The 25,679-nt window shown below is 50.1% G+C and carries 27 protein-coding genes; all 27 read left to right on the top strand.

Annotation, left to right across the window (positions count from 1 at the left end):
* The first annotated feature begins 54 nt into the window (after window positions 1-54).
* The 27 genes from DWX91_RS11370 (at window position 55) to DWX91_RS11245 (ending at window position 25,599) form a co-directional block, all read left to right on the top strand.
* On the top strand, window positions 55-1,398 hold the full coding sequence (locus DWX91_RS11370; protein ID WP_118472866.1) for a bifunctional folylpolyglutamate synthase/dihydrofolate synthase: 1,344 nt from the start codon (window positions 55-57) through the stop codon (window positions 1,396-1,398).
* A 54-nt stretch (window positions 1,399-1,452) separates the two neighbouring features.
* Window positions 1,453-1,608 (top strand): hypothetical protein, encoded by a 156-nt coding sequence (locus DWX91_RS16665; RefSeq protein WP_022358683.1) that lies wholly within the window; start codon window positions 1,453-1,455, stop codon window positions 1,606-1,608.
* Window positions 1,609-1,614: 6 nt separating this feature from the next.
* Complete coding sequence (locus tag DWX91_RS11365; RefSeq protein WP_233430161.1) at window positions 1,615-3,036, top strand: tetratricopeptide repeat protein; 1,422 nt, start codon at window positions 1,615-1,617, stop codon at window positions 3,034-3,036.
* 192 nt (window positions 3,037-3,228) lie between these two features.
* A complete protein-coding gene (locus DWX91_RS11360; protein ID WP_022358681.1) occupies window positions 3,229-3,576 on the top strand; it encodes an anti-sigma factor antagonist in 348 nt (115 codons plus the stop codon).
* Between the two features lie 142 nt (window positions 3,577-3,718).
* Window positions 3,719-4,177 carry an anti-sigma F factor gene (gene spoIIAB, locus DWX91_RS11355; RefSeq protein WP_182429178.1) on the top strand — a complete coding sequence of 153 codons (459 nt, stop codon included), beginning with the start codon at window positions 3,719-3,721 and terminating at the stop codon, window positions 4,175-4,177.
* Entirely contained in the window at window positions 4,170-4,892 is a 723-nt protein-coding gene (locus DWX91_RS11350) for a SigB/SigF/SigG family RNA polymerase sigma factor (RefSeq protein WP_118468787.1), read from the top strand. The genes spoIIAB and DWX91_RS11350 overlap by 8 nt, the downstream gene beginning before the upstream one ends.
* Window positions 4,893-5,013: 121 nt before the next feature.
* Window positions 5,014-5,226, top strand: coding sequence for a hypothetical protein (locus DWX91_RS11345; protein WP_022358678.1), 213 nt, complete (start codon window positions 5,014-5,016; stop codon window positions 5,224-5,226).
* Window positions 5,223-5,858: a stage V sporulation protein AA gene (locus DWX91_RS11340; protein ID WP_118472865.1), complete on the top strand. Its 636-nt coding sequence runs from the start codon at window positions 5,223-5,225 to the stop codon at window positions 5,856-5,858. Before DWX91_RS11345 ends, DWX91_RS11340 begins: the two co-directional genes overlap by 4 nt.
* Window positions 5,848-6,411, top strand: coding sequence for a stage V sporulation protein AB (locus DWX91_RS11335; protein WP_118472864.1), 564 nt, complete (start codon window positions 5,848-5,850; stop codon window positions 6,409-6,411). The genes DWX91_RS11340 and DWX91_RS11335 overlap by 11 nt, the downstream gene beginning before the upstream one ends.
* A gap of 15 nt (window positions 6,412-6,426) precedes the next feature.
* Complete coding sequence (locus DWX91_RS11330) at window positions 6,427-6,876, top strand: SpoVA/SpoVAEb family sporulation membrane protein (RefSeq protein ID WP_118472863.1); 450 nt, start codon at window positions 6,427-6,429, stop codon at window positions 6,874-6,876.
* Window positions 6,877-7,135: 259 nt separating this feature from the next.
* Window positions 7,136-7,906: a Fe-S cluster assembly ATPase SufC gene (sufC, locus tag DWX91_RS11325; RefSeq protein ID WP_107000429.1), complete on the top strand. Its 771-nt coding sequence runs from the start codon at window positions 7,136-7,138 to the stop codon at window positions 7,904-7,906.
* A gap of 99 nt (window positions 7,907-8,005) precedes the next feature.
* Window positions 8,006-9,412: a Fe-S cluster assembly protein SufB gene (gene sufB, locus DWX91_RS11320; protein ID WP_118472862.1), complete on the top strand. Its 1,407-nt coding sequence runs from the start codon at window positions 8,006-8,008 to the stop codon at window positions 9,410-9,412.
* Window positions 9,413-9,503: 91 nt separating this feature from the next.
* A complete protein-coding gene (locus DWX91_RS11315) occupies window positions 9,504-10,556 on the top strand; it encodes a SufB/SufD family protein (RefSeq protein ID WP_118538894.1) in 1,053 nt (350 codons plus the stop codon).
* 168 nt (window positions 10,557-10,724) lie between these two features.
* The gene (locus DWX91_RS11310; RefSeq protein WP_107000052.1) at window positions 10,725-11,936 is read left to right on the top strand and encodes an aminotransferase class V-fold PLP-dependent enzyme; all 1,212 of its coding nucleotides are present in this window, start codon (window positions 10,725-10,727) and stop codon (window positions 11,934-11,936) included.
* Window positions 11,926-12,360, top strand: coding sequence for a Fe-S cluster assembly sulfur transfer protein SufU (gene sufU / locus DWX91_RS11305; protein WP_118472860.1), 435 nt, complete (start codon window positions 11,926-11,928; stop codon window positions 12,358-12,360). Before DWX91_RS11310 ends, sufU begins: the two co-directional genes overlap by 11 nt.
* Before the next feature lie 342 nt (window positions 12,361-12,702).
* Window positions 12,703-13,926, top strand: a complete 1,224-nt coding sequence (locus tag DWX91_RS11300; RefSeq protein ID WP_118472859.1) for a type II secretion system F family protein — start codon at window positions 12,703-12,705, stop codon at window positions 13,924-13,926.
* Between the two features lie 73 nt (window positions 13,927-13,999).
* Window positions 14,000-14,467, top strand: a complete 468-nt coding sequence (locus DWX91_RS18180; RefSeq protein WP_270497524.1) for a type II secretion system protein — start codon at window positions 14,000-14,002, stop codon at window positions 14,465-14,467.
* A gap of 356 nt (window positions 14,468-14,823) precedes the next feature.
* Window positions 14,824-15,357 carry a pilin gene (locus DWX91_RS11290; RefSeq protein ID WP_118293240.1) on the top strand — a complete coding sequence of 178 codons (534 nt, stop codon included), beginning with the start codon at window positions 14,824-14,826 and terminating at the stop codon, window positions 15,355-15,357.
* A 118-nt stretch (window positions 15,358-15,475) separates the two neighbouring features.
* Window positions 15,476-16,252, top strand: coding sequence for a prepilin peptidase (locus tag DWX91_RS11285; protein WP_118538892.1), 777 nt, complete (start codon window positions 15,476-15,478; stop codon window positions 16,250-16,252).
* A gap of 13 nt (window positions 16,253-16,265) precedes the next feature.
* Window positions 16,266-17,327 carry a pilus assembly protein PilM gene (locus DWX91_RS11280; RefSeq protein WP_182431324.1) on the top strand — a complete coding sequence of 354 codons (1,062 nt, stop codon included), beginning with the start codon at window positions 16,266-16,268 and terminating at the stop codon, window positions 17,325-17,327.
* A gap of 12 nt (window positions 17,328-17,339) precedes the next feature.
* Window positions 17,340-17,969 carry a hypothetical protein gene (locus tag DWX91_RS11275; RefSeq protein ID WP_118472855.1) on the top strand — a complete coding sequence of 210 codons (630 nt, stop codon included), beginning with the start codon at window positions 17,340-17,342 and terminating at the stop codon, window positions 17,967-17,969.
* Window positions 17,966-18,661, top strand: a complete 696-nt coding sequence (locus DWX91_RS11270; RefSeq protein ID WP_118472854.1) for a hypothetical protein — start codon at window positions 17,966-17,968, stop codon at window positions 18,659-18,661. The genes DWX91_RS11275 and DWX91_RS11270 overlap by 4 nt, the downstream gene beginning before the upstream one ends.
* 3 nt (window positions 18,662-18,664) lie before the next feature.
* A complete protein-coding gene (locus DWX91_RS11265) occupies window positions 18,665-19,528 on the top strand; it encodes a hypothetical protein (protein ID WP_117795689.1) in 864 nt (287 codons plus the stop codon).
* Entirely contained in the window at window positions 19,518-19,943 is a 426-nt protein-coding gene (locus DWX91_RS11260) for a hypothetical protein (RefSeq protein ID WP_147341923.1), read from the top strand. Before DWX91_RS11265 ends, DWX91_RS11260 begins: the two co-directional genes overlap by 11 nt.
* An 11-nt stretch (window positions 19,944-19,954) precedes the next feature.
* Entirely contained in the window at window positions 19,955-20,626 is a 672-nt protein-coding gene (locus DWX91_RS11255) for a type II secretion system protein J (protein WP_117795685.1), read from the top strand.
* Between the two features lie 81 nt (window positions 20,627-20,707).
* Window positions 20,708-21,859, top strand: coding sequence for a type II secretion system protein (locus DWX91_RS11250; RefSeq protein WP_118538890.1), 1,152 nt, complete (start codon window positions 20,708-20,710; stop codon window positions 21,857-21,859).
* Complete coding sequence (locus tag DWX91_RS11245) at window positions 21,802-25,599, top strand: hypothetical protein (RefSeq protein WP_118538888.1); 3,798 nt, start codon at window positions 21,802-21,804, stop codon at window positions 25,597-25,599. Before DWX91_RS11250 ends, DWX91_RS11245 begins: the two co-directional genes overlap by 58 nt.
* The last annotated feature ends 80 nt before the right edge of the window (window positions 25,600-25,679 follow it).

Genomic DNA, 25,679 nt, shown 5'->3' with positions numbered 1-25,679 from the left:
GACGGCAGAGTTCGTACTGCCGCTTCCGTTTGCCAGGAAAGGATATTTCATGCCATGAGACAAGAAGAATGGACGGTAGAAGCGGCAGATGCATATCTGAATGAGATACCGAAATTTACCAGTGAAAAACATACGGCGGAGGGGCTTCGCAGGATGCTTTCATACCTGAATGCATTGCCGCAGGAGGAAAGAATCGTACATGTGGCCGGAACGAATGGGAAAGGGTCGGTCTGCTCGTTTCTCGATGCGGTTTTGCAGAAAGCCGGGAAGCGGACGGCGCGGTTTACGTCTCCTCATCTGGTACGCGTGACGGAGCGTTTTTCTTTTGATGGACAGGAAGCAGACGATGCACTGTTCCTGGAGGCATTTGAGGCGGTTAAGGCATCATATGTTCATTTTGAGCAGGAAGGACTGGGGCATCCGACGTATTTTGAATATCTGTTTTTGATGTTCATGTGGATGGTGCGCCGGAAAAAGCCGGAGTATGTGATTCTGGAAACGGGGCTTGGCGGACGGCTGGATGCAACGAACTGCATCGAGCATCCAGCGCTTACGGTTATCACTTCGATCAGCCTTGACCATATGGAATACCTGGGCGGCACGGTGACACAGATCGCGGGCGAAAAGGCGGGAATTCTGAAAAAAAATATGCCGGTGGTGTACGATGATACGGATGCGGCGGCTTCGGCTGTTATCAGAAATCGGGCGGCGGAACTTTCCTGTCCGGCATATCCGATCAGCCCGGCAGTGTATACGGATCTTCGGCGGGAACATGGCGGGATGATTCTGATGATAAAAGAGAAAAGCCAGCGTCTGTTTATTCCCTTCGAAGCGGAATATCAGGCGGTCAACGCCTGCATCGCTTACCAGGCGGCACGGCTTCTTGCAGTGGACGGGGAGACAGCGGCAGCGGGCATCCGGAATGCGGTATGGCACGGACGCATGGAGGAGATCCAGGACGGAGTTTATCTGGATGGCGCTCACAATGAGGGCGGAATCCGTGCGTTTGTGGGCGCGGCGGCAGAGGTGGCAGCGCGCAGAAGAGAAGAGTCCGGGAAAGATGGTCGGATTTTTCTGCTGTTTGCAGCCGTTTCAGATAAAAATTATGAATCGATGCTGGAAACACTGATGCGGAAACTGAAGCCGGATCGATTGGTGCTGACTCATTTATATACATCGCGGGCACTTTCGATGGAGGCGATGGAAAAAGCAGCACACCGGGTGGCAGATGGCTGTGAGGTTCAAAGTGTACCAGATGTAAAAACAGCTTATCAGACACTGGTTCAGGAAAAACGTCCGGAGGATACCTGCTTCTGTGTGGGTTCTTTGTATTTAATCGGAGAGCTGGAGAAAAAGATTTCCCGAACTGGATTTGACAGCACCGCCAGAATGGTGTAAGATTAGCGGGAATGTATATCCATGTAATAAAGGAAGAAACTCTGGAGGAAAAACATGAGTGGCGAAGGAATGACAATCAATTTCGAAGAAGAAATCGAACATTTTAAACCGAGTCTGGAGGTCGAGGAGGTCGGCGAGGCGATCGTGAAGAGTGACCTGACAGATATGTCGGATATTATGATGGAACTTTTAAAACATATGAAGGAATAGGCGGACATGATGGATCGAACAAGAAAAATTCGCCTGATTTCCAACAGCTTTTACAATGCCGGACTGGAACGGGCAAAGAGACGGGATTTAACAGGGGCGGTCGAGTATCTGAAAAAATGCCTGAACCTGAACAAGTATCATATTGATGCCAGAAATCTTCTCGGACTTATCTATTATGAGATGGGTGAGGTGTCGGAGGCGCTGGTGCAGTGGGTTATCAGCATGAACTTTAAGGAGCAGGATAACCGGGCTGATTATTATTTAGACCAGATTCAGCGTAAACAGGATCGTCTGGATCAGGCGAGCGCGACGATTCAGAAATATAATCAGGCGCTTCTGCAGGCGCAGACCGGAAGCGACGATCTGGCGACCTTACAGCTTACAAGAGTTGTAGAAGCTAATCCGAGATTTGTAAAAGCGCATCTTCTATTGGCTCTTTTGCATATTAGTCATGAGGATTATACGAAAGCGGGCAAATCCCTGTATAAGGTACTCAAGATTGATAAAAACAATCCCAAGGCGAACTGGTATATGGAGATTGTTAAGGAACATACCGGCAAGGCGGATATCGAGCGGAGAAAGCTGAAAAACGCATTTTCCCACCGCCAGATGCAGGATGATGATGTCATTATGCCGCCGACGTACAAGGAGAATACGGGACTGCAGTCGGTGCTCAATATCGGCGCGGGACTGCTTTTGGGCGCGGCAGTTATCTTTTTCCTGGTGATGCCAGCCAAGATTAAGCAGGCAAATAATGCACATACGCAGGAAATGCTCCAGTACAACGAGCAGCTCAATCAGAAAAATGAAGAGATTGACAGTTTAAATGAGAGCATTGAGACTTCGAAAAAGGACAAAGAAGAGGCGGAGAACAAGCTGGATACGATGCTCAACAGCAATGACAGCGTTCTGAACCAGTATGCGAAGCTCGTCAAAATGCTGCAGGCATACCGCAACAATAACCTGGCAGAGGCGGTTACCTATTATGAGGGCTTTGATCCGTCGTTATTTACGGACGAGACGGTCGTTTCCATTGCCAACGGGGTAAAGCAGGACATCGAGACAAATGGCTACCAGACGCTGGAGGATCTGGCATACACGATGTGGTCGGCAGGCCGTATGGCGGAAGCACTGGCAGATTACCAGACCTGTCTGGCGATCCGTCCGGCAAACCCGAAGGTTATCTTCAGCATGGGTATGATTTACCGGGCACAGGGCGAGACAGACAAGGCGGTCGAAATGTTTACGCAGATTGTGACCCAGTATGCGGATTCCGAGCAGGCGGACAAGGCAAGACAGCAGCTCGCCGAGCTTGCGCCGGATAACCAGCAGGCTGCAGTTCCAGGTCAGTCCATCATCAGTCAGGGAGAGACTGCGGCGGATGAAACGGCAGCAGGCAGCGGAGCGGAGACGCAAGCGGCGCAGTAAGTACAAATATAATACGGCAGATAATTAAGAAGAAAAGCACTGTAAAGATAAAAACTTTACGGTGCTTTTTTGTGTAATAGGAAATTCCTTGGAATTCCCTATTACACAAAAAGGCACTAACGTGCCAATGATGCGCACTCGCGCGAAGCAGAAACATGTCGCATAAAAAATCGAAAAAGGGGGAATCCTGATATGGAACGAAATATGTTTACATACGAAGCGATCGATTCGGCGCTGGTGATTCATCTGCCGAAGGAGGTAGATCATCATAACTGCCTGACACTCAAATATGAAACAGACCTGCTTCTGGCGGAAAATTATATTAACCGGATTATTTTTGATTTTTCGGGGACGGAATTTATGGATAGTTCCGGGATCGGTGTAATTCTCAACCGGTATAAGCAGATGGAGGGCAGCAGCGGCACGGTGGCGGTGTACGGGGCAGGCGAGCGGATGCGCCGGATTTTGCGGATCGGCGGCGTGTATCGTCTGGTGCAGTCGTACCGGACGAGAGAGGAGGCACTGGATGGGAGACATTAAAGGAGAGATGAATATGTATGCGGATGATATATCTGTATCAGAAACGGAAGTGAAAGGAAAACTTAAAAAAATAAAAGATTCAGAAGAATACAGAAAATTTAAACAGAATGAACAGAGACAAGCAGAGAAGAATGGCACGTGGATGCACCTGGAGATAGACAGCCATTCATCGAACGAGGAGTTTGCCCGTGTCACAGCGGCAGTCTTCATGAGTCGGATGAATCCGACGATGGAGGAGCTGGAGGATGTGAAAACGGCGGTCTCGGAGGCGGTGACAAATGCGGTGATTCATGGGTATAGCGATGAAATCGGAATTATTTACATAGAAGCGCGGATTGAGGGAGAAGAACTGATAATTTCGGTCCGGGATGAGGGAAAAGGAATCCTGGATGTGGAAAAGGCGATGGAGCCGATGTATACGACAGACACGACCGGCGAGCGCTCAGGGATGGGCTTTTCGTTTATGGAAGCGTTTATGGATGAGGTTGAGGTGGAGTCCAAGGTGGGCTGCGGAACGTGTGTGACGATGAAAAAGCAAATTGGAAGGGGATATATGAATAAAGAGCAGGAAGAAAAAGAAACGGCAGAGTCCTATGGATAAAACCATCGAGCAGATCAAACGGGCACACCAGGGCGATAAGACGGCGCGGGAGGCGCTGGTAAAGGACAATCTGGGACTTGTATGGAGCATCGTCCGCCGCTTTGCGGGGCGGGGGTGTGAGACGGAGGACTTATTTCAGATCGGAAGTATCGGGCTGTTGAAGGCGATTGATAAGTTTGACCTATCATATGAGGTGCGTTTTTCGACGTATGCGGTGCCGATGATTGCGGGGGAGATCAAACGTTTTCTCCGGGATGACGGGATCATCAAGGTCAGCCGTTCCATCAAAGAGCAAAACCAGCGGCTCCGGGCAGCGCGGGAAGCGCTCTGCACGGCGCTTGGGCGGGAGCCGACGCTGGAAGAGCTGGCGGCGCAGATTGGAGTGAGCTGTGAGGAAGCTGCCGCATCGATGGCGGCGGACAGTCCGGTTGAATCGCTCTCTGCACCAGCCAGCGCCGGGGAAGAAACTGGTCTTCTGCTTCAGGACCGGATTGCTGGGGAGACAGCGGAGAATGAGGTTCTGCTTGACCGGATGCTTTTGGGAGATTTGCTGAAAATGCTCAATGGACGGCAGCGGGAGATCATTGTGCGGCACTATTTTTATGATCAGACACAGACTCAGATCGCGGCGCAGCTCGGCATTTCACAAGTACAGGTGTCGCGGATCGAGCGGAAAATATTAGGGCAGATGCGCGCAAAGCTGGAAGAAACATGAGAAAAAAAGACAGGCTCATAATTCAGAATATATGAATGTGCATACTCCATTGAAAGACAGCCATACTACTGGATACAGGAACTTTTGGAGTTTCCAGAATACACAGGAAGGATGGAAAAAAATGACGGGAAATGTGAAAGTGACAATGAAAAAAAAGATGGGAATCTGTATCTGGGTCGGATGCATGATTCTGATTGTGGCAGCGCTCTGTCTCTGTCTGATGGCAGTGGGGCGGGACAGCGTCTACATTGACGGAACCTTCGTACAGCATTCCGGGGACAGCGCGGAGGCATTTTTGAGACCGGAGGCACAGACGGAGAAGGCAGCATTATGACACAGACGGTCTATCTGAAACTCAGCCAGATCACGCAGGTACATGAGAAAAATGTACCGCTTGCAAGCCTGGGAGAAGTTTATTGCAGTGAAAAAAGCGTGGAAAGCCGCTGTCGTGCGATGATCGTGAAGAGGATCCGCGGCGGCGGGAAACAGCGCGAAAGCCGTCTGATTGGAAACGTCATGGAGATTATCCAGCAGATTGAACGGGAAATTCCGGGGACATCGGTGCAGAATCTGGGGGAGACGGACTATGTCATTCATTATCAGCCGCCGCGCCGTCAGGCGCTTGTCTGGCAGTGGTGCAAGACGCTGTTCGTCTGCCTGATTTGCTTTTTCGGGGCGGCATTTGCGATCATGACATTCAACAACGATGCAAACGTGCTGGATGTATTCAGGAAAATATATGAGATCACGACGGGGCAGGCGTCGGACGGAACAACGGCGTTGGAGGTCGGTTATTCGATCGGGCTTCCGGTGGGGATTTTGCTGTTTTTTAACCATTTTACTTCGTGGAAATTCAGTCTCGATCCGACGCCGCTGGAGGTAGAAATGCGCCTGTATGAGGAAAATGTCAATAAAACGCTGATTCAGAACGAGGAGCGGAAGGAGGATGACATCGATGTTTCTTAAAGAAGCGCTGCTTTTGCTGGCGGGGCTGGCGGCGGGAAGCACGGTGGCAGCAGGAGTCTACGCCTTTCTGGTGGTCATCGGCGTTTATCCGCGCCTGATTGGAAAGACGGCGACGGCGTCGAAGGGGAAAATCTTCTTGTATGAGACGATTATCGCGCTGGGAGGATTGTTTGGAAATGTGGTGGATTTATTTACAGAGAAAGTGAAACAGCTGACCGGGAGTTTTCTGAGAATAGCGTGGCCAGCGGCAATGCCGGAGGTAGAGTTGTGGCAGAAGGCAGCAGAAGGCGGTGGCAGAACGGGAGCTGGTGCTGGATTTCTGGTGATGCTTGGAAATGTCTCCGGACAGCTGCTTCTAGCGGCTGCGGGACTTTCCTGTGGTATTTTTGTGGGCTGCCTCGTCATGTCGCTGGCAGAGACATTGAAAGCCCTGCCGGTGCTGAGCCGCCGCCTGCGTCTGGCAGTGGGGCTGCCATATCTCCTTCTCGCGATTGCGGCGGGGAAATGTGCGGGTTCGCTGTATTATTTCTTACATGGAATTGGAAGACAGTAGAAGAGAGGAGAAACCATGGAAGCCAGAAAAGATCAATATGAAGCATATGTCAAATCGATTACGCCCGTCCACAGTACATGGAAAAATGTGTTGATGGCGGGCATTTCCGGCGGGCTGATCTGCCTGGCGGCGCAGATCAGCACAAATTGTCTGGTTCAGACAGGCATGGAGGAGAAAACGGCGGCGCTCTGGACGATGCTGGGACTGATTCTGCTCAGCGTTATCCTGACAGGGGCAAATGTATTCCAGAGGCTGGCTCGTGTTTTTGGAGCTGGTGTGCTGGTTCCGATCACCGGATTCGCCAATTCAGTTGCATCCCCGGCGCTGGAATACAAGGCGGAAGGACAGGTGTTTGGTGTCGGATGCAAAATATTTACAATCGCGGGTCCGGTGATCCTGTATGGGATTCTGAGTTCGTGGGGATTAGGGGTTGTGTATTGGGGGTGGATGATGCTGACTCAATAATAAACGAGAAAAAGTCTCAATAATATAATAAGAATCTTTCTTGTTTTGTGAAAAATGAGGGTTTACAATCCGGAAATAAATACCTATAATAGCCATAGGGTAATCTGACCGTCTGAACAGCCAGATTCATTATAGAAAAAAGGAACCAGAGAGATGGACGTTTGCTAAGAAGGATAACCGCTTTCGTGACGAGGCGGCTGTCACAGATCAGATAGACCGAGCATGAATGTCTCAGCCGGTCCCGGAAATGGAGTGCTTTATGGCAGAAAAAGTGTTAGAAGTAAATCAGATAAAAGCAAATATAGAAGAAAAAGAGATCCTGCACGGCGTTGATTTGAGCGTCGGCGCAGGAGAGGTACATGTCCTGATGGGACCGAACGGCGCGGGCAAATCGACGCTCGGAAACGTCCTGATGGGAAACCCGCGATATCAGATCACGGGCGGTCAGATCTTATTTAAGGGTGAGGATATCACACATGAGTCCACGGACAAGCGTTCCAAAGCCGGTATGTTCCTGTCCTTCCAGGAGCCGCTGGAGGTACCGGGACTTTCGCTGGAAAGTTTCCTGCGGAGCGCGATGCGCCAGCAGACTGGCAAGAACTTAAAGATCTGGGAATTTCATAAACAGCTCAAAAAGGCGATGGACATTCTCCAGATGGATGAATCGTATGCACAGAGAAGCTTAAACGTGGGCTTTTCCGGTGGTGAGAAGAAAAAATCTGAGATTTTACAGCTGATGCTCTTAAATCCGAGCCTGGCAATCCTCGATGAGACAGACTCTGGTCTGGATGTTGATGCAGTCCGTCTGGTTTCTAAGGGTGTGGAAGAGTACCAGAAGAACCAGAACGGCGCGCTTCTTATTATCACGCACAGCACCCGGATTCTCGATGCACTGCATGTTGACTATACGCACATCATGGTAGATGGAAAGATCGTGGCAACCGGTGACGGCTCCCTGGTTGATAAGATCAACCAGGAAGGCTACGAATCCTTTATCCGTGAGGCGGGTGTGGCAGACGCCCGGAACTAATTGTTATTGTTCGCAGGCAGGCATTTTTGAAATCGAAAGTGCTGCAGGATAACGCGACAGTAATAACGAATCAGCACGGGTAATATGGAGGCATCAAACATGAAAGAAAAAACGTATGTAGATGACATTGATCGCAGCATCTACGATATAAAAGACAAAGAAAATGACGCATATAAAGTAAAAGCGGGTCTGACCCCGGAGATCGTTGAGAAGATTTCTAAGGAGAAAAATGACCCAGCATGGATGCAGCAGTTTCGTCTGCAGTCCTTACAGATTTACAATTCCCTGCAGGTTCCGAACTGGGGACCGGATATCGAGGATCTGGATATGGATAACATCGTAACCTATGTCCGTCCGAAATCCAAGATGAGCGCCAAATGGTCGGAGGTTCCGAAGGACATCAAAGATACCTTTGAGCGTCTGGGAATCCCGCAGGCGGAGCAGAAATCACTGGCAGGCGTGGGCGCCCAGTATGACTCGGAGTTAGTATATCATAACGTGCGCGCGGAGGTAGCGGCGCAGGGCGTTGTCTACACCGATTTGGAGAGCGCAATGCACGGCGAATATGCGGAAATGATCCGGACGCATTTTATGCATCTGGTCAAACCGCAGGAACATAAATTTGCAGCGCTGCACGGGGCGGTCTGGTCCGGCGGATCTTTTGTGTACGTGCCAAAGGGTGTGTCGGTTACGATCCCGCTTCAGTCCTATTTTCGTCTCAATGCACCGGGAGCCGGACAGTTTGAACATACTCTGATCATCGTTGATGAGGGGGCATATCTGCATTTCATCGAGGGCTGTTCTGCGCCGAAATATAACGTAGCAAACCTGCATGCGGGCTGTGTCGAGCTGTACGTCGGCAAAAATGCGAAACTCCGCTATTCGACGATCGAGAACTGGTCGAAAAATATGTACAATTTGAACACCAAGCGCGCGATTGTGGAAGAGGGCGGCACGATCGAGTGGGTATCGGGTTCCTTTGGTTCCCATGTATCGTATCTGTACCCGATGAGTATCTTAAAGGGCGATGATTCAAGAATGGAATTTACCGGCATTACTTTTGCCGGAGAAGGTCAGAACCTCGATACCGGTGCGAAGGTAGTCCACACGGGCAAACGGACTTCTTCCTATGTTAATACGAAATCTATTTCCAAGGACGGCGGTATCAGTACGTTCCGAAGCAGCGTGCAGATTGGAAAACAGGCATCCGGTTCTAAGGCATCGGTTTCCTGCCAGTCCCTGATGCTGGATGATATTTCACGTTCCGATACGGTCCCGGCGATGGATATCCGGACCCGCGACGCGAACGTCGGCCATGAGGCAAAGATCGGACGGATCAGCGACGAGGCTGTTTTCTATCTGATGTCACGCGGCATCAGCGAGGAGGACGCGCGCGCAATGATCGTCAGCGGATTTGCGGATGATGTATCGAAGGAGCTGCCGCTTGAGTACGCGGTTGAGATGAACAACCTGATTCAGCTTGAGATGAAAGGCAGTATCGGATAATAGATGGTTACTGTTTGCAGCGGGGATTTTGAAATAACAGATTCTGCTGCGGGGCATGCAAGTGCATGAATGGTAACGACAGGAGGAAACAATGGGACAGAAAGAAATGACAGTAAACATTCTTCCGACCCGAACCTGGAACCGGCTGGGAATGAACGAAAGCCAGATACAGATTGAGTGGCCGGAGGAAAGTGTTTTGATAAAACCGGAGCGCTTGGCAGCAGGTGTGACCTGGGAAAAAGAAATCTCCGGAAAAGAGTGGGACGAGATCCAGACCGGCATGGGACGCGAGTACGATGTGATGGCGGCGGAATGCGGAACGGCTGGCGCAAATAGAACGGACACTGTAAATGGAACGGCTGTTGCAGAAGAAAATGCCGGTGTGGGAAGTATCTACCGGCTGACAGCGGAAGCGGCAGCTGTGCTGCAGAATGAAAATACAGAATGGACGGTTCTCTGCGTCGATTACAAAAACGGCAGTTACCAGAACCGCCTCTGCCTGGATGCAAAGGAAAACAGCCGCTTAAACGTGCTGATCGTATTCCGCTCCGGGGAGGGCGCACAGGGAACATCCTCGTTCCAGGTAAAGGTCCATGCGGAAAAGAATGCAAAGGTACAGCTTCAGGAAGTGCAGCTTCTCGGCGCCGGATATACCTGCCTGAGTGATATCGGTGCGTCCTGCGGGGAAAATGCCACATTTGAGCTTTTGAAACTGGAACTGGGCGCAGGCAAGGTCTACGCGGGCTGCCTGACCGAGCTGGAAGGAAAAAAGAGCGCAGCTGACGCGAAGATCGGCTATTACACCAGTGTAAACCAGAAGCTGGATATGAACTATACAGTACGCCACCGCGGCAAAAAGACAGAGAGTATGATGGAAGTCTCCGGCGTTTTGCAGGACGGTTCCTCCAAGCTGTTCCGCGGAACGATCGATTTCGTGCCGGGATGCGCCGGGGCAAAGGGAACTGAGCGCGAGGATGTGCTGCTGCTCGGCGATGACATCGTAAATCAGACAATTCCGCTGATTCTGTGTGCGGAAGAAGATGTCGAAGGAAATCACGGCGCTTCGATGGGCGATCTGGACGATGCAACGCTGTTTTATCTGTGCTCCCGCGGACTGTCGAGAGAGGAGCTGAGCGCATGGTAGCGCGGGCGAGAATCGACGCGCTGAATGAGCTGGTAGCAGACGAGGCAGTACAGAAGCAGGTTCAGGAGTTCATGAACCAGAAGCGATAATAAAATGAAAAAACTGTAAGTTGGCTGCGGTTTGTTTTTGCAGCAAGTATACAAACAAATATATAAGAAGGAACAGAACATGACAGATTACAAGAAAGATTTTCCCCTGCTTGCGGGTTCGGATATCGCATATCTGGACAATGCGGCGACGGCACAGCGTCCGGAGGCGGTATTAAAGGCAGTGGAAGATTTCTATACAAAGAAAAATGCCAATCCGCTCCGCGGGCTCTATGAGCTGGGAATCGAGGCGACGGAGGCATATGAAGCGGCAAGAGAGCGCGTGCGGGAATTTATCAATGCTGGAAAGACGAGCGAGGTCGTGTTTACACGCAACAGCACCGAGAGCCTGAATTTGATCGCGTACAGCTATGGTTTAACCAGTCTGAAAGCAGGCGATGAGATCTTAATCAGCATTGATAACCACCACAGCAATATCCTGCCGTGGCAGATGGTATCCAGACAGACAGGCGCGAAGCTCGTTTATCTGGAATGTCAGCCGGATGGTTCCTACCGGGATGAAGATATGGAAGCCCTGGTGACAGAAAAGACAAAGATCGCAGCGATGCCGCAGATTTCCAATGTCCTTGGCCGCAGAAATCCGGTCGAGAAACTGACGAAACTGGTGCATGAAAAAGGCGGTGTCATTGTCATCGATGCGGCACAGAGCGCCCCGCATATTCCGGTGGATGTGCAGGCACTGGATGCAGATTTCCTTGTATTTTCCGGTCACAAGCTGATGGCACCGATGGGAATCGGCGTCCTGTACGGAAAAGAGACCCTTCTGGATGCGATGCCGCCGTTCCTGACGGGCGGCGAGATGATCGATTCGGTCAGCCGGGAATCCGCAGTCTTTGCCGAGCTGCCGCACAAATTCGAAGCCGGTACCGTCAATGGCGGCGGTGCGGTCGGCTTACAGGCGGCGATCGATTATCTGATGAACGTCGGATTTGACGAGGTGCGGAAGCGTGAGGAGCTGCTGACAACACGGGCAATGACGGCGATGCAGCAGATTCCGGGCGTTCATATCCAGGGAAGCGATAAGCCGGAAGAGCACAACGGAATTATCAGCTTTACCGTGGACGGCGTACATCCGCACGATATCGCGTCGATTCTGGATGCCGCAAATGTCAATGTGCGCGCAGGCCACCATTGCGCCCAGCCACTTTTAAAACATCTGGGTGTATTTGCAACAGCGCGTGCCAGCTTTGCGTTCTACAATACGGAGGAGGACATCGACCGTTTTGTCCAGAACCTGAAAGAAATCCGGAGGAAAATGGGATATGGAGAATAGAACCTTTTACAATGAAATACTGACGGATCACAATCTGCATCCGTTACATAAAGAAAAGCTGCCGGATGCCAATCTGGTATTAGAGGGCGTCAATCCGAGCTGTGGAGATGACATCATTCTTCAGTTGAAGGTCGAAGATGGACAGGTGGTAGACGGTGCTTTTGAGGGAAGCGGCTGCGCAATCTCCCAGGCGTCCGCTGATATCATGCTGGATCTGATCATCGGAAAATCCGAAGAGGAAGCACGCCATCTGGCGGATCTGTTCCTGCGGATGATCAAGGGCGAGGCAGGCGAGAACGAGATCGAAGAACTCGAGGAAGCCGGTGCCCTGGTCGATGTTTCCCATATGCCGGCGCGTGTCAAATGCGCGGTGCTGGGATGGCATACGATGGAAGAGATGCTGGATAAGAAGAACGAGAAATAAGAGAGAAGATAAAAAGAAACGGGAGCTATTCTTTTGGGAGTGTCAGGCGGGACGTACCATTTCCGCTCTGATGATCTATATACCAGAAATAGTCTGGAAAAGAAAAGTCAGAAGTGTTGGCGAAAATATATACAAAAATAGATTGGCAAAAACAAAGCGCGTATAGAGAAAATAGCAAAAAATAAGCCAATCTAGATGCACACTTTTATATAAAATATTCAAAAGATTGACAGCGTATTTACAAAAATAAACAAAGATGTTAAAATAATCATAAAAAGGATGCAGATGGCGATGTACATACAGATGGCGTACAGCTGAATCCTGTGGCTGGAGGTATGAGAGATGCCGAATTTTTCATATAAAGCGCTGGGACGGGATGGAAAAGAAGTCCGGGGAGTGCTCCAGGCTGAGAGTGAAGCGGCAGCCGCTTCCAGAATCCGGGAAAACTATCCGATTCTTCTGAGCATCAGTCAGAAGAAAGAGAAGAAAAGACCTGATGACGGCAGTCTCCTGGAGATGGAGATCGGAAGCAGGCGGATCAAGACGAAGAAGCTGGCGATCCTGTGTTCGCAGTTTGCAATCACTCTTCATTCGGGTATGACCGTGGCGCGCGCGATGCGTATGCTGGCAGCTCAGAATGAGGACAAGCGGATCCGGAAGATCATGGGGGCTGCGGCAGAGGAAGTAGCTGCCGGAAGTACCGTTGCGTCGGCGCTGGAAAAGTATAGCGACCGTTTTCCGCTCACGTTTATCGAGACGATCCGGGCAGGCGAGCAGTCCGGTACACTGGAACGATCCTTTGACCGGCTTCAGAAGTTTTACGAAAAGTCCTACAAGACGACGGAGAAGATCAAGGGAGCGATGACGTATCCTTTGTTCGTCGTTGCGATTGCGGTGGTTGTCCTGATTATCGTCATGGCGAAGGTTATCCCGACACTGGCAGATGTATTTACCGATCTGGGCGGTACGCTGCCGCTGATGACGCGGATGCTGATTGCGACTTCCCATTTCTTCGCGAAGTGGTGGCTGCTGATGCTGGCGGTGCTGGTGTTTTTGAAGATTGGTTCGCAGGTCTATGGCAATACGCCGCAGGGGCGAATTCAGAAAGCAAAGATCGCGTTATCCCTTCCACTTGTGGGCGTGATCAACCAGATGAACGGCGCAGCACAGTTTGCTAATACGATGTCGGTGCTTCTGGCAGCGGGTATCACGATCAATCAGGCGGTTGACACGACGGCGAAGGTCATGGACAATGCACTTCTGAGCGAGGATGTCCGCTCCCTGCGCGAAGGAATCGAGCGGGGACGCAGTCTGGTGGAATGTCTGCAGGGAAAGAAATATTTCCCGCCGACGATGGTCGATATGTGTTCTGTCGGAGAAGAAACCGGTGAGCTCGAGGAGACACTGGACAATGTTGCCGATTATTACGCCAACGAGGCGGATTATCGAATTCAGCGGCTTCTGGCACTGCTGGAACCGACGATGCTGGTGGTGCTTGCGATTTTTGCGGGTATCATTGTAGTGTCGATTTATCTGCCTATCTTTACGATGTACGATCTGATGTAGACGGAGTGCATGATTCAGGATGAAACAGGGCGGAATCCCTGTTCATTAATAAAAAAGAAATAGGAGAATGATTATGATGAAAGGATTAATGAAAAAAGTTCGTGGGAACAAAAAAGGATTCACACTGGCAGAGCTGCTGGTGGTTGTTGCGATCGTAGGTATTCTGGTTGCAATCTCGATTCCGGTATTTACGGCACAGCTGAGCAAGGCTAGAAAGGCTACGAATCAGGCAAACTTAAGAGCGGCGAAGGCAGCAGCGATAGCAGCGTATTTGACAGATGAAGATGTGACGTTAGCCGATAAAGATGGTAAAATTGTATATTATGAGTACGATTTGGATAGTGGCACGTCTACGAAAGATGGTGCTCTTAAGACTGATTTTGCAGCACCAACAACTGACTATAGCGAAGTCACTGATATGGATTCTGCAACCGATAAAGCTAAGTACGAGCATATACAGGTGGCTATTAAAATCAGCAGCGATTCAGACAGTACTGCAAACGGTACAGAAGTTAAATTGTATGCTTCTACTAAGGAGTAAGAAATAAACCACATACGTGGAGAAAATGGATGGGGTTTTCCCATCCATTTTTGCTAAAGGCGCCTGACGTGCTTCTCTGACAAGTAAACACACAGTATAAAGTCAATTTACTATGAAAGTTCTGCCGCCGATTAGGCGGCATGAATTCAAGGATGCCAAATGTGCCTGCCAGAGCTTTCATTTGTGGTGGTACACCTGACTGCCAGGCGCATGAAGGTTTAGAATGAAAGTGATGTTCACATCAGAAATTTTTCAGGATTGAAAAATCCATTCATTGTCAGATACATAAGCGTGGCCTGCAACGCACGAATCAAAACAAAGTCAGCAGGTCATTTTGATAAAAAGTGGGTGAGCAAATGAAAAAGAACCAACACGGTTTCACACTGGCAGAACTTCTGGTGGTGATAGCGATCGTAGGGATTCTGGTGGCGATCAGTATTCCGATTTTTACGGCACAGCGGAAAAAAGCGGTCATCGCAGCCAATCAGGCGAATGTCCGTGCGGCGAAGGCAGCGGCCGTGGCGATGCTGTATGGAAGCAAGGAAAGCCTGGAACGTTACGAGAACCAGCCGCGGAAGCAATACCGCTATTACCGGTATAATGTAAAAGAAGGAAAAATTGTCTGTCAGGCAGAGGGAGAGAACGCGCACATTGAGTATGCACAGGGAAGTGGAACAAAGAAGGTAAATGACCTGGGGCAGGAATACCGGAAGACGGCGATGGAAGCCAAGACACCGTGTACAGATATTCTGGTGTACATCGGAAATCCGGCGGCTAATCCATATGCGAATACGTCTCCGCTTCAGACCGCTCCTTTCTATGAGGGAAATGAAGTTGGGGGAACCGACCAGAATCCATTTGGTCCGAAGCCGGGATTTGGTGCCAAGTAAAAGAAATGAAAGTGGGCGTTTTAAGATAAAGATAGCGTTTTACATATCTTGGAAGATATAAAACATTGGGGATTTACAAACAGACAGAACATGGATACGGACAGGAGATATTCCATTGATGCTGCATCAAACCACATTTTTAACGATTTACATATTAACCATAACATTTATCCTTGGCTGTGCGCTCGGAAGTTTTACTGACTGTCTGGCAGGGCGGATGTTAAACGGAACGTCCGTTTTGAAAGGGAGATCCCACTGTGATGCCTGCGGTCATGTGCTGGGAGTACTGGATTTGGTACCGCTTTTTTCACGGCTGTGCCTGCGGGGCAGGTGCCGTTATTGCGGAGCGAAGATCCCGGCGGAGGCATTCTGGACGGAATTTGTTTCAGGAATTGCATGCTGCCTGATTATGTACCGGTACGATGTCTCGGTGCTGGCACTGCGGGGAATTCTGCTCTGGATGGTGCTTTTATGTCTGACACTCACAGATCTGCATGCGTGGATCATACCGGACCGGCTTCAGATAGCCGGAATCCTGATCTTTTTTGGCACGGCGCTGGGCTTACCGGAACCGGGAAGACAGATGCTGCGGGGAGTTCTGACCGGTGCCGGACTGGCTGTCAGTATGCTGGCACTTTCCCTGCTGTTTGACCGCCTGACCGGAAAAGAAAGCTTGGGGGGCGGCGATGTAAAACTTTTTTTTGTGACGGGACTGTATATGCGTTCCGCCTGGGAGGTATTATTTTTCCTGATTCTCAGCTGTGTGCTGGGAATTGCAGGTTCTGTCATCGGTCGGAGGGAGAAAATTCCGTTTGGACCGGCGATTGCGGCGGCATGTTTTTGTATGCTGCTGTATGGAGATATATGGACACAATGGTATACAGGGCTCTTTTAAAGGGAGTGCAGAGATGAAGAATTGTTTAGGAATTGAGATTGGACATTACCGTATCAAGATTGCATATGCGGAAAATGGCGAGCTTCGCGAATTTATCAGCGAGCGGGTCGAGGGGATCGACCGGAACGATATGCGTCAATATGCGGATTTAATAAAGGATTTGTTGAAGGAGTATGCGATCCGCTGCCGGAACGTCGTGTTTGTCATCCGGCAGGAGGATGCGTATGTGCGGCGCTTTGAGCTGCCGCTGATGACGGAGGAACAGCTCCGGCTGAATCTTCCATATGAGTTCCATGATTATATCGGAAACGAGATGGATAAGTACGTCTTTGATTATGCGATGATCTATGCGGATCAGGAAAAAATGGATTTGATTGGTGCGGCGTGTACGAAAGAGCTGTCGCAGCAATTTGAAAAACTGGCCAAGATGGCACACTTGAAATTGGTCGGTCTGGTTCCGGCCGTGCTGGGACTGGAATGGATTCTGGAATATGCAGAAGAGAGAATGGCGGATGAGAAGAAGGCTTTGGAGACAAAGCTGAATGCAGAACCTCATAAAAAGGAAGAAAAAGAGAACGCAGAGGGGGCAGAAAAATCGGAAACTGTGAAAGACTATGCGATTCTCGATCTGGGAACCCAAGCATTGCGGATCCATTTCTTTCGCCAGGGGATCTATGATATTACCCGTACCATGGAGCCGGGCTGTGAGGAGATCGAGCAGATCCGTTTGGGAGATAAGAACAAGATGCAGGAACTGGGAATTGAGGTGGAGGAAGAAAACCGCGAGGAGACCGACAAAGAAAAGATGGCGGCTGTGCTGGAGGAGCAGTACCGGACCCGCGCCGTCCAGGTCATGCGAGTTTTGAACTTTTATAGCTTCAACAATGTGAATAATACGATCGACAGCCTCTATTATTGCGGCGGAGGCGCACGATACGGGGAATTGATTGATGCGCTGAAAGAAACGCTTAATCTGCCGGTGCGGAGTGTGGCGGAGCTTCTGCCGGAGGTCTCTTTGGATGAGGAAGACGAGTGGATCGACAGCCCACAGGCATACGGTGTATTACTTGCATAAGGAGGAAGAGCGGTGGCTGATTTAAAATCAATCGCGAATATGCAGATTGGCGGTCCGAAGTATCCGAAAAAACGGCGCATCAATCTGTATCAGAAGCAGGTTAAAAAAGGAAAGATAGCGGCAGAATTGGGTGTGTTTGTCGTATTTATGGGACTAGTTTATGGGTTTTCGCAGTTTGACGTGGTGCGTCTTCTGAGAAAGGCAGACCAGGCGGAGGCAGTCTATGCGGCGACTGAGCAGCAGCTTTCGGCGCTTCAGAAGTCCAACGAGGTGTACAGTGAGGTTCAGGCGGAATACGCACATTATGGAAATGGGTACCTGAATGAGGAAGAGAGACAGCTTCCAGACCGGAGAAAGATGTTGGATTCGCTGAAATCACAGATTTTCCCGCTGACGGCCGTTTCGACGGTTTCGATCACCTCCGATCAGATGGCATTAGAGGGAAGAATTCCCAATGGTTCCTCCTTTCCGGAGCTGGTTCGCGATGCGGAGGCGGATCCGGATGCACGCTATGTGACGGCGTCTCTGGAAGAGACGGTTCAGAAAGAGGGGGAGGAGCGGGTTCTTGCGGCTTCCAAACCGGTGGGCGTGTCGATGACTGTATTTTTTAACGTACCAGAAGAGGACGGAGAAAAACAATGAATTCGTTAAAGAAATATATCTTATCAAGAACGCAGAAGATTGTACTGCTTCTGTTTGTAATCATATTGATCGCGGCGGGCTACTATGCCGGATTCTATCTTCCGGTGCAGAGGCGGATCCAGGCGGCGGATACGACGGATCTGGAGGCACAGATCCAGATGGAGCAGGTAAAGTCGAAGCAGATCCAGCAGATGAAGAAGGAGATAGAGGAAAATAAGGCATCCAATGCGCCGATGGTTCCGGCTTACAATCATTTTAAGGAAGAGACGGAAGAGCTGAACCGCATTTTTGCAGATGCGTATAATTTCAGCTTCCAGTATTCGGAACCGAAGGTGGATGGGATGCAGATCCGGCGTGCGATGAATATTTCTTTTACGGCAGATTCGTTTGATCACGCTGTTTCGATGCTTCATGAGGTAGTGGAAGGATCATACCGCTGCCTGATCGAGGATCTGAGCATTCAAGATGATGAAGATCTGGAAGATGAAGAGTTAAAGGATATCCGCATCCACCCGGTAGCAGTGACGTTCCAGCTGACTTATTTTGAGACCCGATACGATGCGGAATCAGAAGAAGGTCTGGATCTGGAACCGGAGGAAACGCAGGCACCGTCGGGACTGGCGAATGCGGATGTGTCGAACCTGCAGCGTTCGGACCTTGAGACAGCGGCAGAGGCGGCGCTGGGAGAATAAAGCATGAAAAAAGCAGAGAACAGTGAAAAACACCCGGAAATCTGGAAGCGGGTTTTCAGCTGTATGAAAAATCAGGATGGCGCCAGCTTGATGGCGGCGCTCCTGTTTTTTGTGTTTTGCGGGGTGGGCGCGTCGATCATTCTGGCGTCCGCCTCTGCATCGGCTGGTAAGATCCGGAATCTTCCGGGAGAAGATCAGAAGCGGTATGCGGTGGACTCGGCGGCGGTATTTCTGCGGGATGAACTGCAGAAGACGGAAAATATAGTCAAGATCAAGGAAGTGATCGTGCATGACAGCCGGGAAGACGAGGAAAACGATAAGGATGATTTTTACTGCTACTACGTCGGCAGCTGGAAAAACACGGATAATGAGGCGTCGTGGCAGAAGTTCTATGGAACGGATTCGGGTTTGTCAAGCCCAGAGAGTGGGAATAGCGCGATTCTCGATTCACTGATCGTGGATATTTATAGAAATAATGAGTATCGGAAGCTGGCAGACGGGGACGATGCGTCGGAGGAAGAAATGGCGTACAAAGATTTTACCCTGTCAGTGAAGAAAGACGGAACGACCGGGGACACGATTGACCCGTTAAAGACCAGTGTACGTCTGTGGATGGCGGATGATTATAAAATCAAGGCGGTTATCTCAGATACAGTAACGGCGGATGACAGGAAGGAAGAGCGGTGCGAGAAACGGCTGGAGCTGGAAGCAGCACATAGCTCCGAGCATAAGACGGTCACAGTACGGGGCGATGACGACGAATCGGACGACGACGATTCCTACACGATCACGACGACGACCATCATTACGACGATCCGCTGGCAGAACGGAACAATAGAGAAGGAGCTGCTGCAGAATGATAAGTAGAATGAAATGGGCAGCTGGAAGAAAGCTGCGTGCCAATACGGGCGAGACACTGACAGAGGTACTGATATCGGTTCTTGTGATTGCACTGGGAATGACGATGTTTCTGAGTGCATTTCTGGCGTCCGGCAGGATGCTGCGGCAGGGCGAAGAGCAGATGGCGAGCTATTATGACAGCCGCAATCAGCTGGAGAACAACCGGACAGCGAAACAGGCGTCGGGCAGATATGTTCTGGAGCTGGAGGCATCTGGAACCGGCGGCATGAAGAAAAGCCTGGCGTCAAATGCCTACCAGACAGGCACACAGACGAATTACCGGACGGGACAGTATCCCATCGTGCTGTATGTGAGCCAGGCTGATTCGGATGCAGAAGAGGAAGAGGTAAACTTACAAGAGCTGCTTTACAGATACCGATAGAGGAGACAGAGATGGGACAGGAGAGATGTGAATGCCGCAGATGCAGAAATAGGCATTGCAGGCAGCAGAAACAGACGGCATCCAAGGGTCACCGGAAGCTCTTTTCAGTATGTCAGAAAAAACTCCGGTCACAGAACGGTATGACGCTGACGGAGCTTCTGGCGGCGATTGTGATTCTCGGTATGATCGGCACGGTGCTTGGAGGCGGCGTGATGATGGTAAAAAATGTTTACCAGAGGACGCAGGAACAGGCAGATGCAGAGCAGGCGCTGTCGCTCACGGCGCAGCTGATGACCGATGAATTTGCGAATGCGCTGGAAGTGAAAAATTCTGCCGGGACTTCCGCAACAGGAGAATTGGTAACACCTCTTTTGCGGAGTGGAAACAGCCACCTGTGGCTGCACTTCAGTGCGACAGACTGGTCTGGCACGGGCATTGAAAAATGGTATGGGGATTATACTTACGATGATGCGTATAATAAGATATCCTTGCTGACGCAGGCGGCGATTTCGGATGAATACTATACGGCATTTGACGGCTATACCTATTCGGAGGAGACAGCATGCTTTACGGTTCAAAATCTGGCGATCTACCGGAAAAAAGATACGATGGGAACTTCCCGGAAAGCGGTGGTAAAGCCGATTAACCTGACCGTGCGTGCAGTCAATCTGGATCAGAAATAAAATAAAAACTAACTGTTCAGCAGGTCTGCGCGTGACTGTGAAGGTACTGAACAGTTACAATAAAAAGAGGAACGAGGACAGATGGAGCAGAAGAGACAGAACAAACAGAAGAGAAGGGCGGCGTTTACACTGGCGGAATTTTTGACGGTGATTGCGATTGTCGGTATTCTTGCCAGTCTTTCTTTTGTTGCGGTGATTCATTACCAAAGAAAGCTCCGCCGTCTGGAGATGGATCAGACGGCGAAGGAGATCTTTCTGGCGGCGCAGAATCATCTGACACTGGAGGTCTCCAGTGGGACGATTCCGCGTCTGCTCCATATGGAGGCACAGGGGGAATTTTCAGACGATCAAAAGCAGGCAAAGCTGGGAATTTCGGTAGATAATACAGTGCTGGCGGAGGAGAAAGAGGGAAATATCTACGGGGTTCTCTATGTGCCGGAAAAACAGGCAGGGCAGCCTGAATCGGAACAAGAAGAGTCTGGCGGTGAGATGGCGCTGGCATCTGCGAATGTGACCGAGGAGATCCGGCAGCGCCTTCTTCCGTTTGGATCGATTGATGAGACCGTCCGTGGAGACGGGAGCTATCTTATTTTCTATGATCCGGAGGCAGGACTGGTCCGCGAGGTGTGGTATTCGGATCGTTATCAGTTTGTGCAGACGGATATCGGAAGCGAGGCACTTCTGGCGGCGGCGTCTGATGCCGGAAAACGGGAGCGGTTTACGGGAGCTAACTCCAATTATAAAGATCAGAAACTGCCGATCGGATATTACGCATCAGGAAATCTGGAAGTCCCGGAACTGCCGGTGGAGGAATTCGAGGCGCCGACAGTGAAACTGGTGAATGATGATATTTTATATGCAAAAATCGAGGATCCGAATAAAAATGAACATTCACTGAGTCTGTTTGTAAAGGGAGAAAAGAGCGGTACAACCGGATACATCGAGATCAATCCCCCGGAAACCAGCCGCTCGGCGCGTGTGGCGAAGGTGTCCGGAGCTTCGGGCAATTCGGATGGAACGTATCAGGTCATTCTGGATGACATAGCGGCGCCAGCCGGCACGGGCACAAGTACAGGATTCAAATTTATGGATTTCAACCAGCCGGCACAGACGGATATGATATTTCAGCAGGATGAAAGAGGTTTTGCCTCCTTTATTCCGGGCGAAATATCTTTGTGTACGCGCAGGTTTTCAACAATGAAGCGCTTTCGCAGGTTAAAACGAGCAATATAGAATCCGGCAGCAGCCTCTTTGCATCGATCAGTACGGACCGAAGCGCGGAGATTGGCAGCTTCCGCCATCTGGAAAATCTGGATGAGCGGGTTTCAGGCTGGGATCCGGATCAGCTGTACACTGGGGCGGTGACTACATCCAAAACGGTTACGGCGATGCAGAATAGTGATCTGACCTGGAAAGCGGGAGAAAATATTGCGGACGAGAGCGGTTACTGCGGACATGTGGCGAAGCTGCATACGGCATTTGGCTCGAATTTTTTGAATCAGAATGCGGAAACCATCTCGATTGCCTACCGGGTGACGGATCAAACGAATGCAGATCGGACGAACCCGACGGCACAGGCATATATCACGGAGGCGGGAAGCTATCTTCCGCTTAGTCTGCCGTATCCACTGGACTATCAGGGAAATACATACCGGATCGATGGTCTGCAGGTAGGAAAAACGGCGGGAAGTTCAATCACAGCAGTAGATGGGACGGGTGGACTGTTTGGAACGGTAACACAGGATATGAGTGTTAAAAACCTGCTGATCTGCCAGCCGGTGGTCCGGACGAAGGCGAGTGCAGGCGCTTTGATTGGTGCGGTGACGCCGGGAACGGATTCCCGGGGAACTACGAATCTGGCAACGGTGAAAATTAAAAATGTGCAGATTGAATATCCGCAGGTACAGGCAGAGCAGACCGGCGCTTCTGCCGGTGCGTTGGTGGGCACATTTGAGGGCGTCACTCTGACCGTCCAGGATGCACTGGCGGAGAATCATTTCCGTGATAAGCTGGGAAGCAGCACAGAAAAAGCGGCAGATCTGAAGCAGGAGGAAGAAAGCAAATACCGGATCCGCGCTTTAAAGGGAACGGCGGGCAGCCTGATCGGCACGGCAAAGGGGGAAATTTCTCTGACCGACAGCGCAGCGGCACTCTATGTGGAAGGCATGTACGCCGGCGGTCTGGTCGGAACTGTTGAGAAAGCATCAACTGCAGCCGCCGCAAGCGGTCCCACGGTGCAGATTCAGAGCTGTTATGTCGGCGGTCATACAGCAAACAAGAAGTTTGACACATCCCAGAAACCGGGGAATGGGGCAAATGCCAATGCAGCCTTTGAGAATCTTACCGGACGTTATAATGTAGCGGCATATACCGGCGGATTCGCAGGAGGTCTCGCCGCACAGCTTCCGGCAGACAGTCAGATAGCGAATACATATGTGTCGGCGTCGGTGTATTCGCCGACGGCTGAGGAAAAATCGGATGAAACGGAGGATGGAAGCGGAACGGCAGCGAATGAAACAGAGAATCCGGCGCTGAAAGCACCTGCGTTTGTTGCGTTCTATGATTATGCAAATAGAACGGATGGAATGCTGCCGTCGGAGACGAGCGGTACGGGAACAAACAAAAAATCAGTTTATCCGGGCTGTTATGTGTGCAGTAAGGTGAATGAGAAATATGTGCTCGCATACGCAGAAGAACTTTCAGAACTGTTTGGTGCTGAGGGAACGGGTGCAGACAGCGAGAATACATATCCGTATGATCCAGAATTAAAGAAAGCAGAAATACCGATTTATCCCATGCCGACGATCCAGAAAGTAGCGGAAAAACTTGCTGCGCAGAACGCTTCAAAGGGATTTTCCTGGTTTCTGAATAACCATGTCGGGGACTGGGACAAGGAAGAGAACGAAGAGGCGCTGCATACTGGAAACAGGCTGTATATCGATTATGTCTCTCCGTCTCCGCTTGAAGAAAATCAGAGAATACATCTGATATTTTCGATTACCGGCGAATTGAGCGGTAAAACGATGTGGTATGTTCTCCAAGTCAATACGGGTGATTTGCAGGAAAATACTCTGAGAATGGGATCAAAATTTTGCTTTGTAGATACGGAAGAGAAAGCTGCCAGCTGTGTAAAAAATGAGGCAAATGGCAGTTGGACGAGATTTGCCGACAAAAACAGGGTAAATCGTTTTGAAATAGGCATAACGGAAGAGAAAAAGTTGAAATTGCGTTTCTATCTGGATGATTTATCACGCGAGGGTGGAAATTTCTGTAGTCTGGGTACCTGGGGAGGTTATCAGCCGGGCGGTTACATAAATGGAGAAAATGTTACCGTAAAATTGAGCGAGGATGGCTATCCACCGACAGAAAATACAAGGCTCTCATATAAGTTCAACAGTTGTTTTGCCGATGTAATTGAACCCAATGATGATGGAACGGATACCTATACGGTTAAGGTTGCCAATGGGCGTCATCTGCAGAATCTGAATTTCTGCGGAGAAGGCTATGGTGGTTTAAAGATCACACGGGTCATTCAGACCGATAATATTCTCTGGCAGGAGGATGATTCGATTACCTCACAGACGGAAGCGTATTGTAAAGAGGTGAAAGATGCATACGGAAAGATGACGATCTACAGTCCGGGAAATTCCAAGTATGAAGGTGGAAGTTTCTGGCCGATTAACAACCCGGATATTATCTCTTATGATGCGGAGGTGGATGAGAAAGAAAAAGCAAAACTGGGTGAATGTTATACGATTGCAGGCTTAAAGATAACTCCTGTTGCCTGGAATGGTGCGGCTTTATTTCAGAAGACGGATCATCTGACGATATCAAACTTGAATCTGAAGGATCCGGACATTTCCTGTCAGGGGCAGAATACAGCAGGGCTGGTGGCGCAGGCAGGCACTTCGGCGGACAGCTATCTAACGATTAAAAATATCCATATATATGGAGAAGAATCCCGGATTTCTGGAACGCTGGCAACAGGCGCGGTGGTTGGAAGCACGAATAGTGGCAGTCTGACACTCGACCATGTAGTTGTAGATGCACCGACGCTGCAAATAAGTGGAGGAAAAACCGGAGGCTTGATCGGGGAAGCAAAAGTAAGTGATTTAGTGATGAATCACGTATATGTTTCAGGAAAAAATGCACGGATACAGGGAACCGATGCTAGCGGAGGTCTGGTCGGCTTTGCCGAGAGCTCTGGTCAGATGAAGTTGGAAAACAGCTTCTTCTCTGGGTATGTGGATACAACTGGAACCGCCGGAGGTTTGTATGGATACCTGAAAAACAACCAGAATGGCGGAACTGCCGGGAAAGAATTCAGCATTGAAAACAGTTATGTCGGCGGACGGAACCGCTCTTACGGTTATACGGAAAGTGGTGCGGAAGTGCTGTCAGATAGAAAGAATGTGTCAGGCGGCAGGTGTGCCGGAGGCCTCGTGGGGTGGATGGATGGTCCGATTTCGGTAATACAGAGTTTCAGTGCAGCGGATGCGTGTGGAACGAATACATATAATGCCATCGCAGGCGGTTTATTTGGAAAATATGATTCTGCAAAACTGGTTCTTTCGAACTGCTACACAACAGGAAGTGTGAAAGCGGCTGGAACCTCAATGTTCCTTGGACACTATATTGGTCAGTTGAACAATACCTGGTGGTGGGGGCCAGGAGCCCAGCTGGAAGCTGGCATTCTTTCGGTCCCGGAAGAATGCTGGTATCTGCCAAAGCTAAGCGACGCAATCATTGGCGCACCTTATGTGGACAGCAGCTCTGTAAAGGACAGCTATTCTAGTATTACCAGGACAGGTGCCGCTGACCTGTCGTCCAAAACAGGCACCAATGGCGTTGATCAGACGATCGCAATAGATGATTCTCTGCAAGGAAAAGCATATCCATATCCAATTTGGACGATCTATGAACCAACAGTTTGGCAGACTGGCACACGCCTGTATGTGGGCGACTGGGATTAGGAAATTAAGAAAAATTAGAAAACGATTGAAAACTGGAAACAGGCGCTATTTTACATACCGGGCGGAACCATCAAATTTTT

The organism is Clostridium sp. AF22-10, from assembly GCF_003478725.1.
Classification (GTDB): Bacteria; Bacillota; Clostridia; order Lachnospirales; family Lachnospiraceae; genus Otoolea; species Otoolea fessa.
The sequence above is the reverse complement of the archived record's forward strand: the minus strand, read 5'-3'. Positions and strand labels throughout refer to the sequence as shown.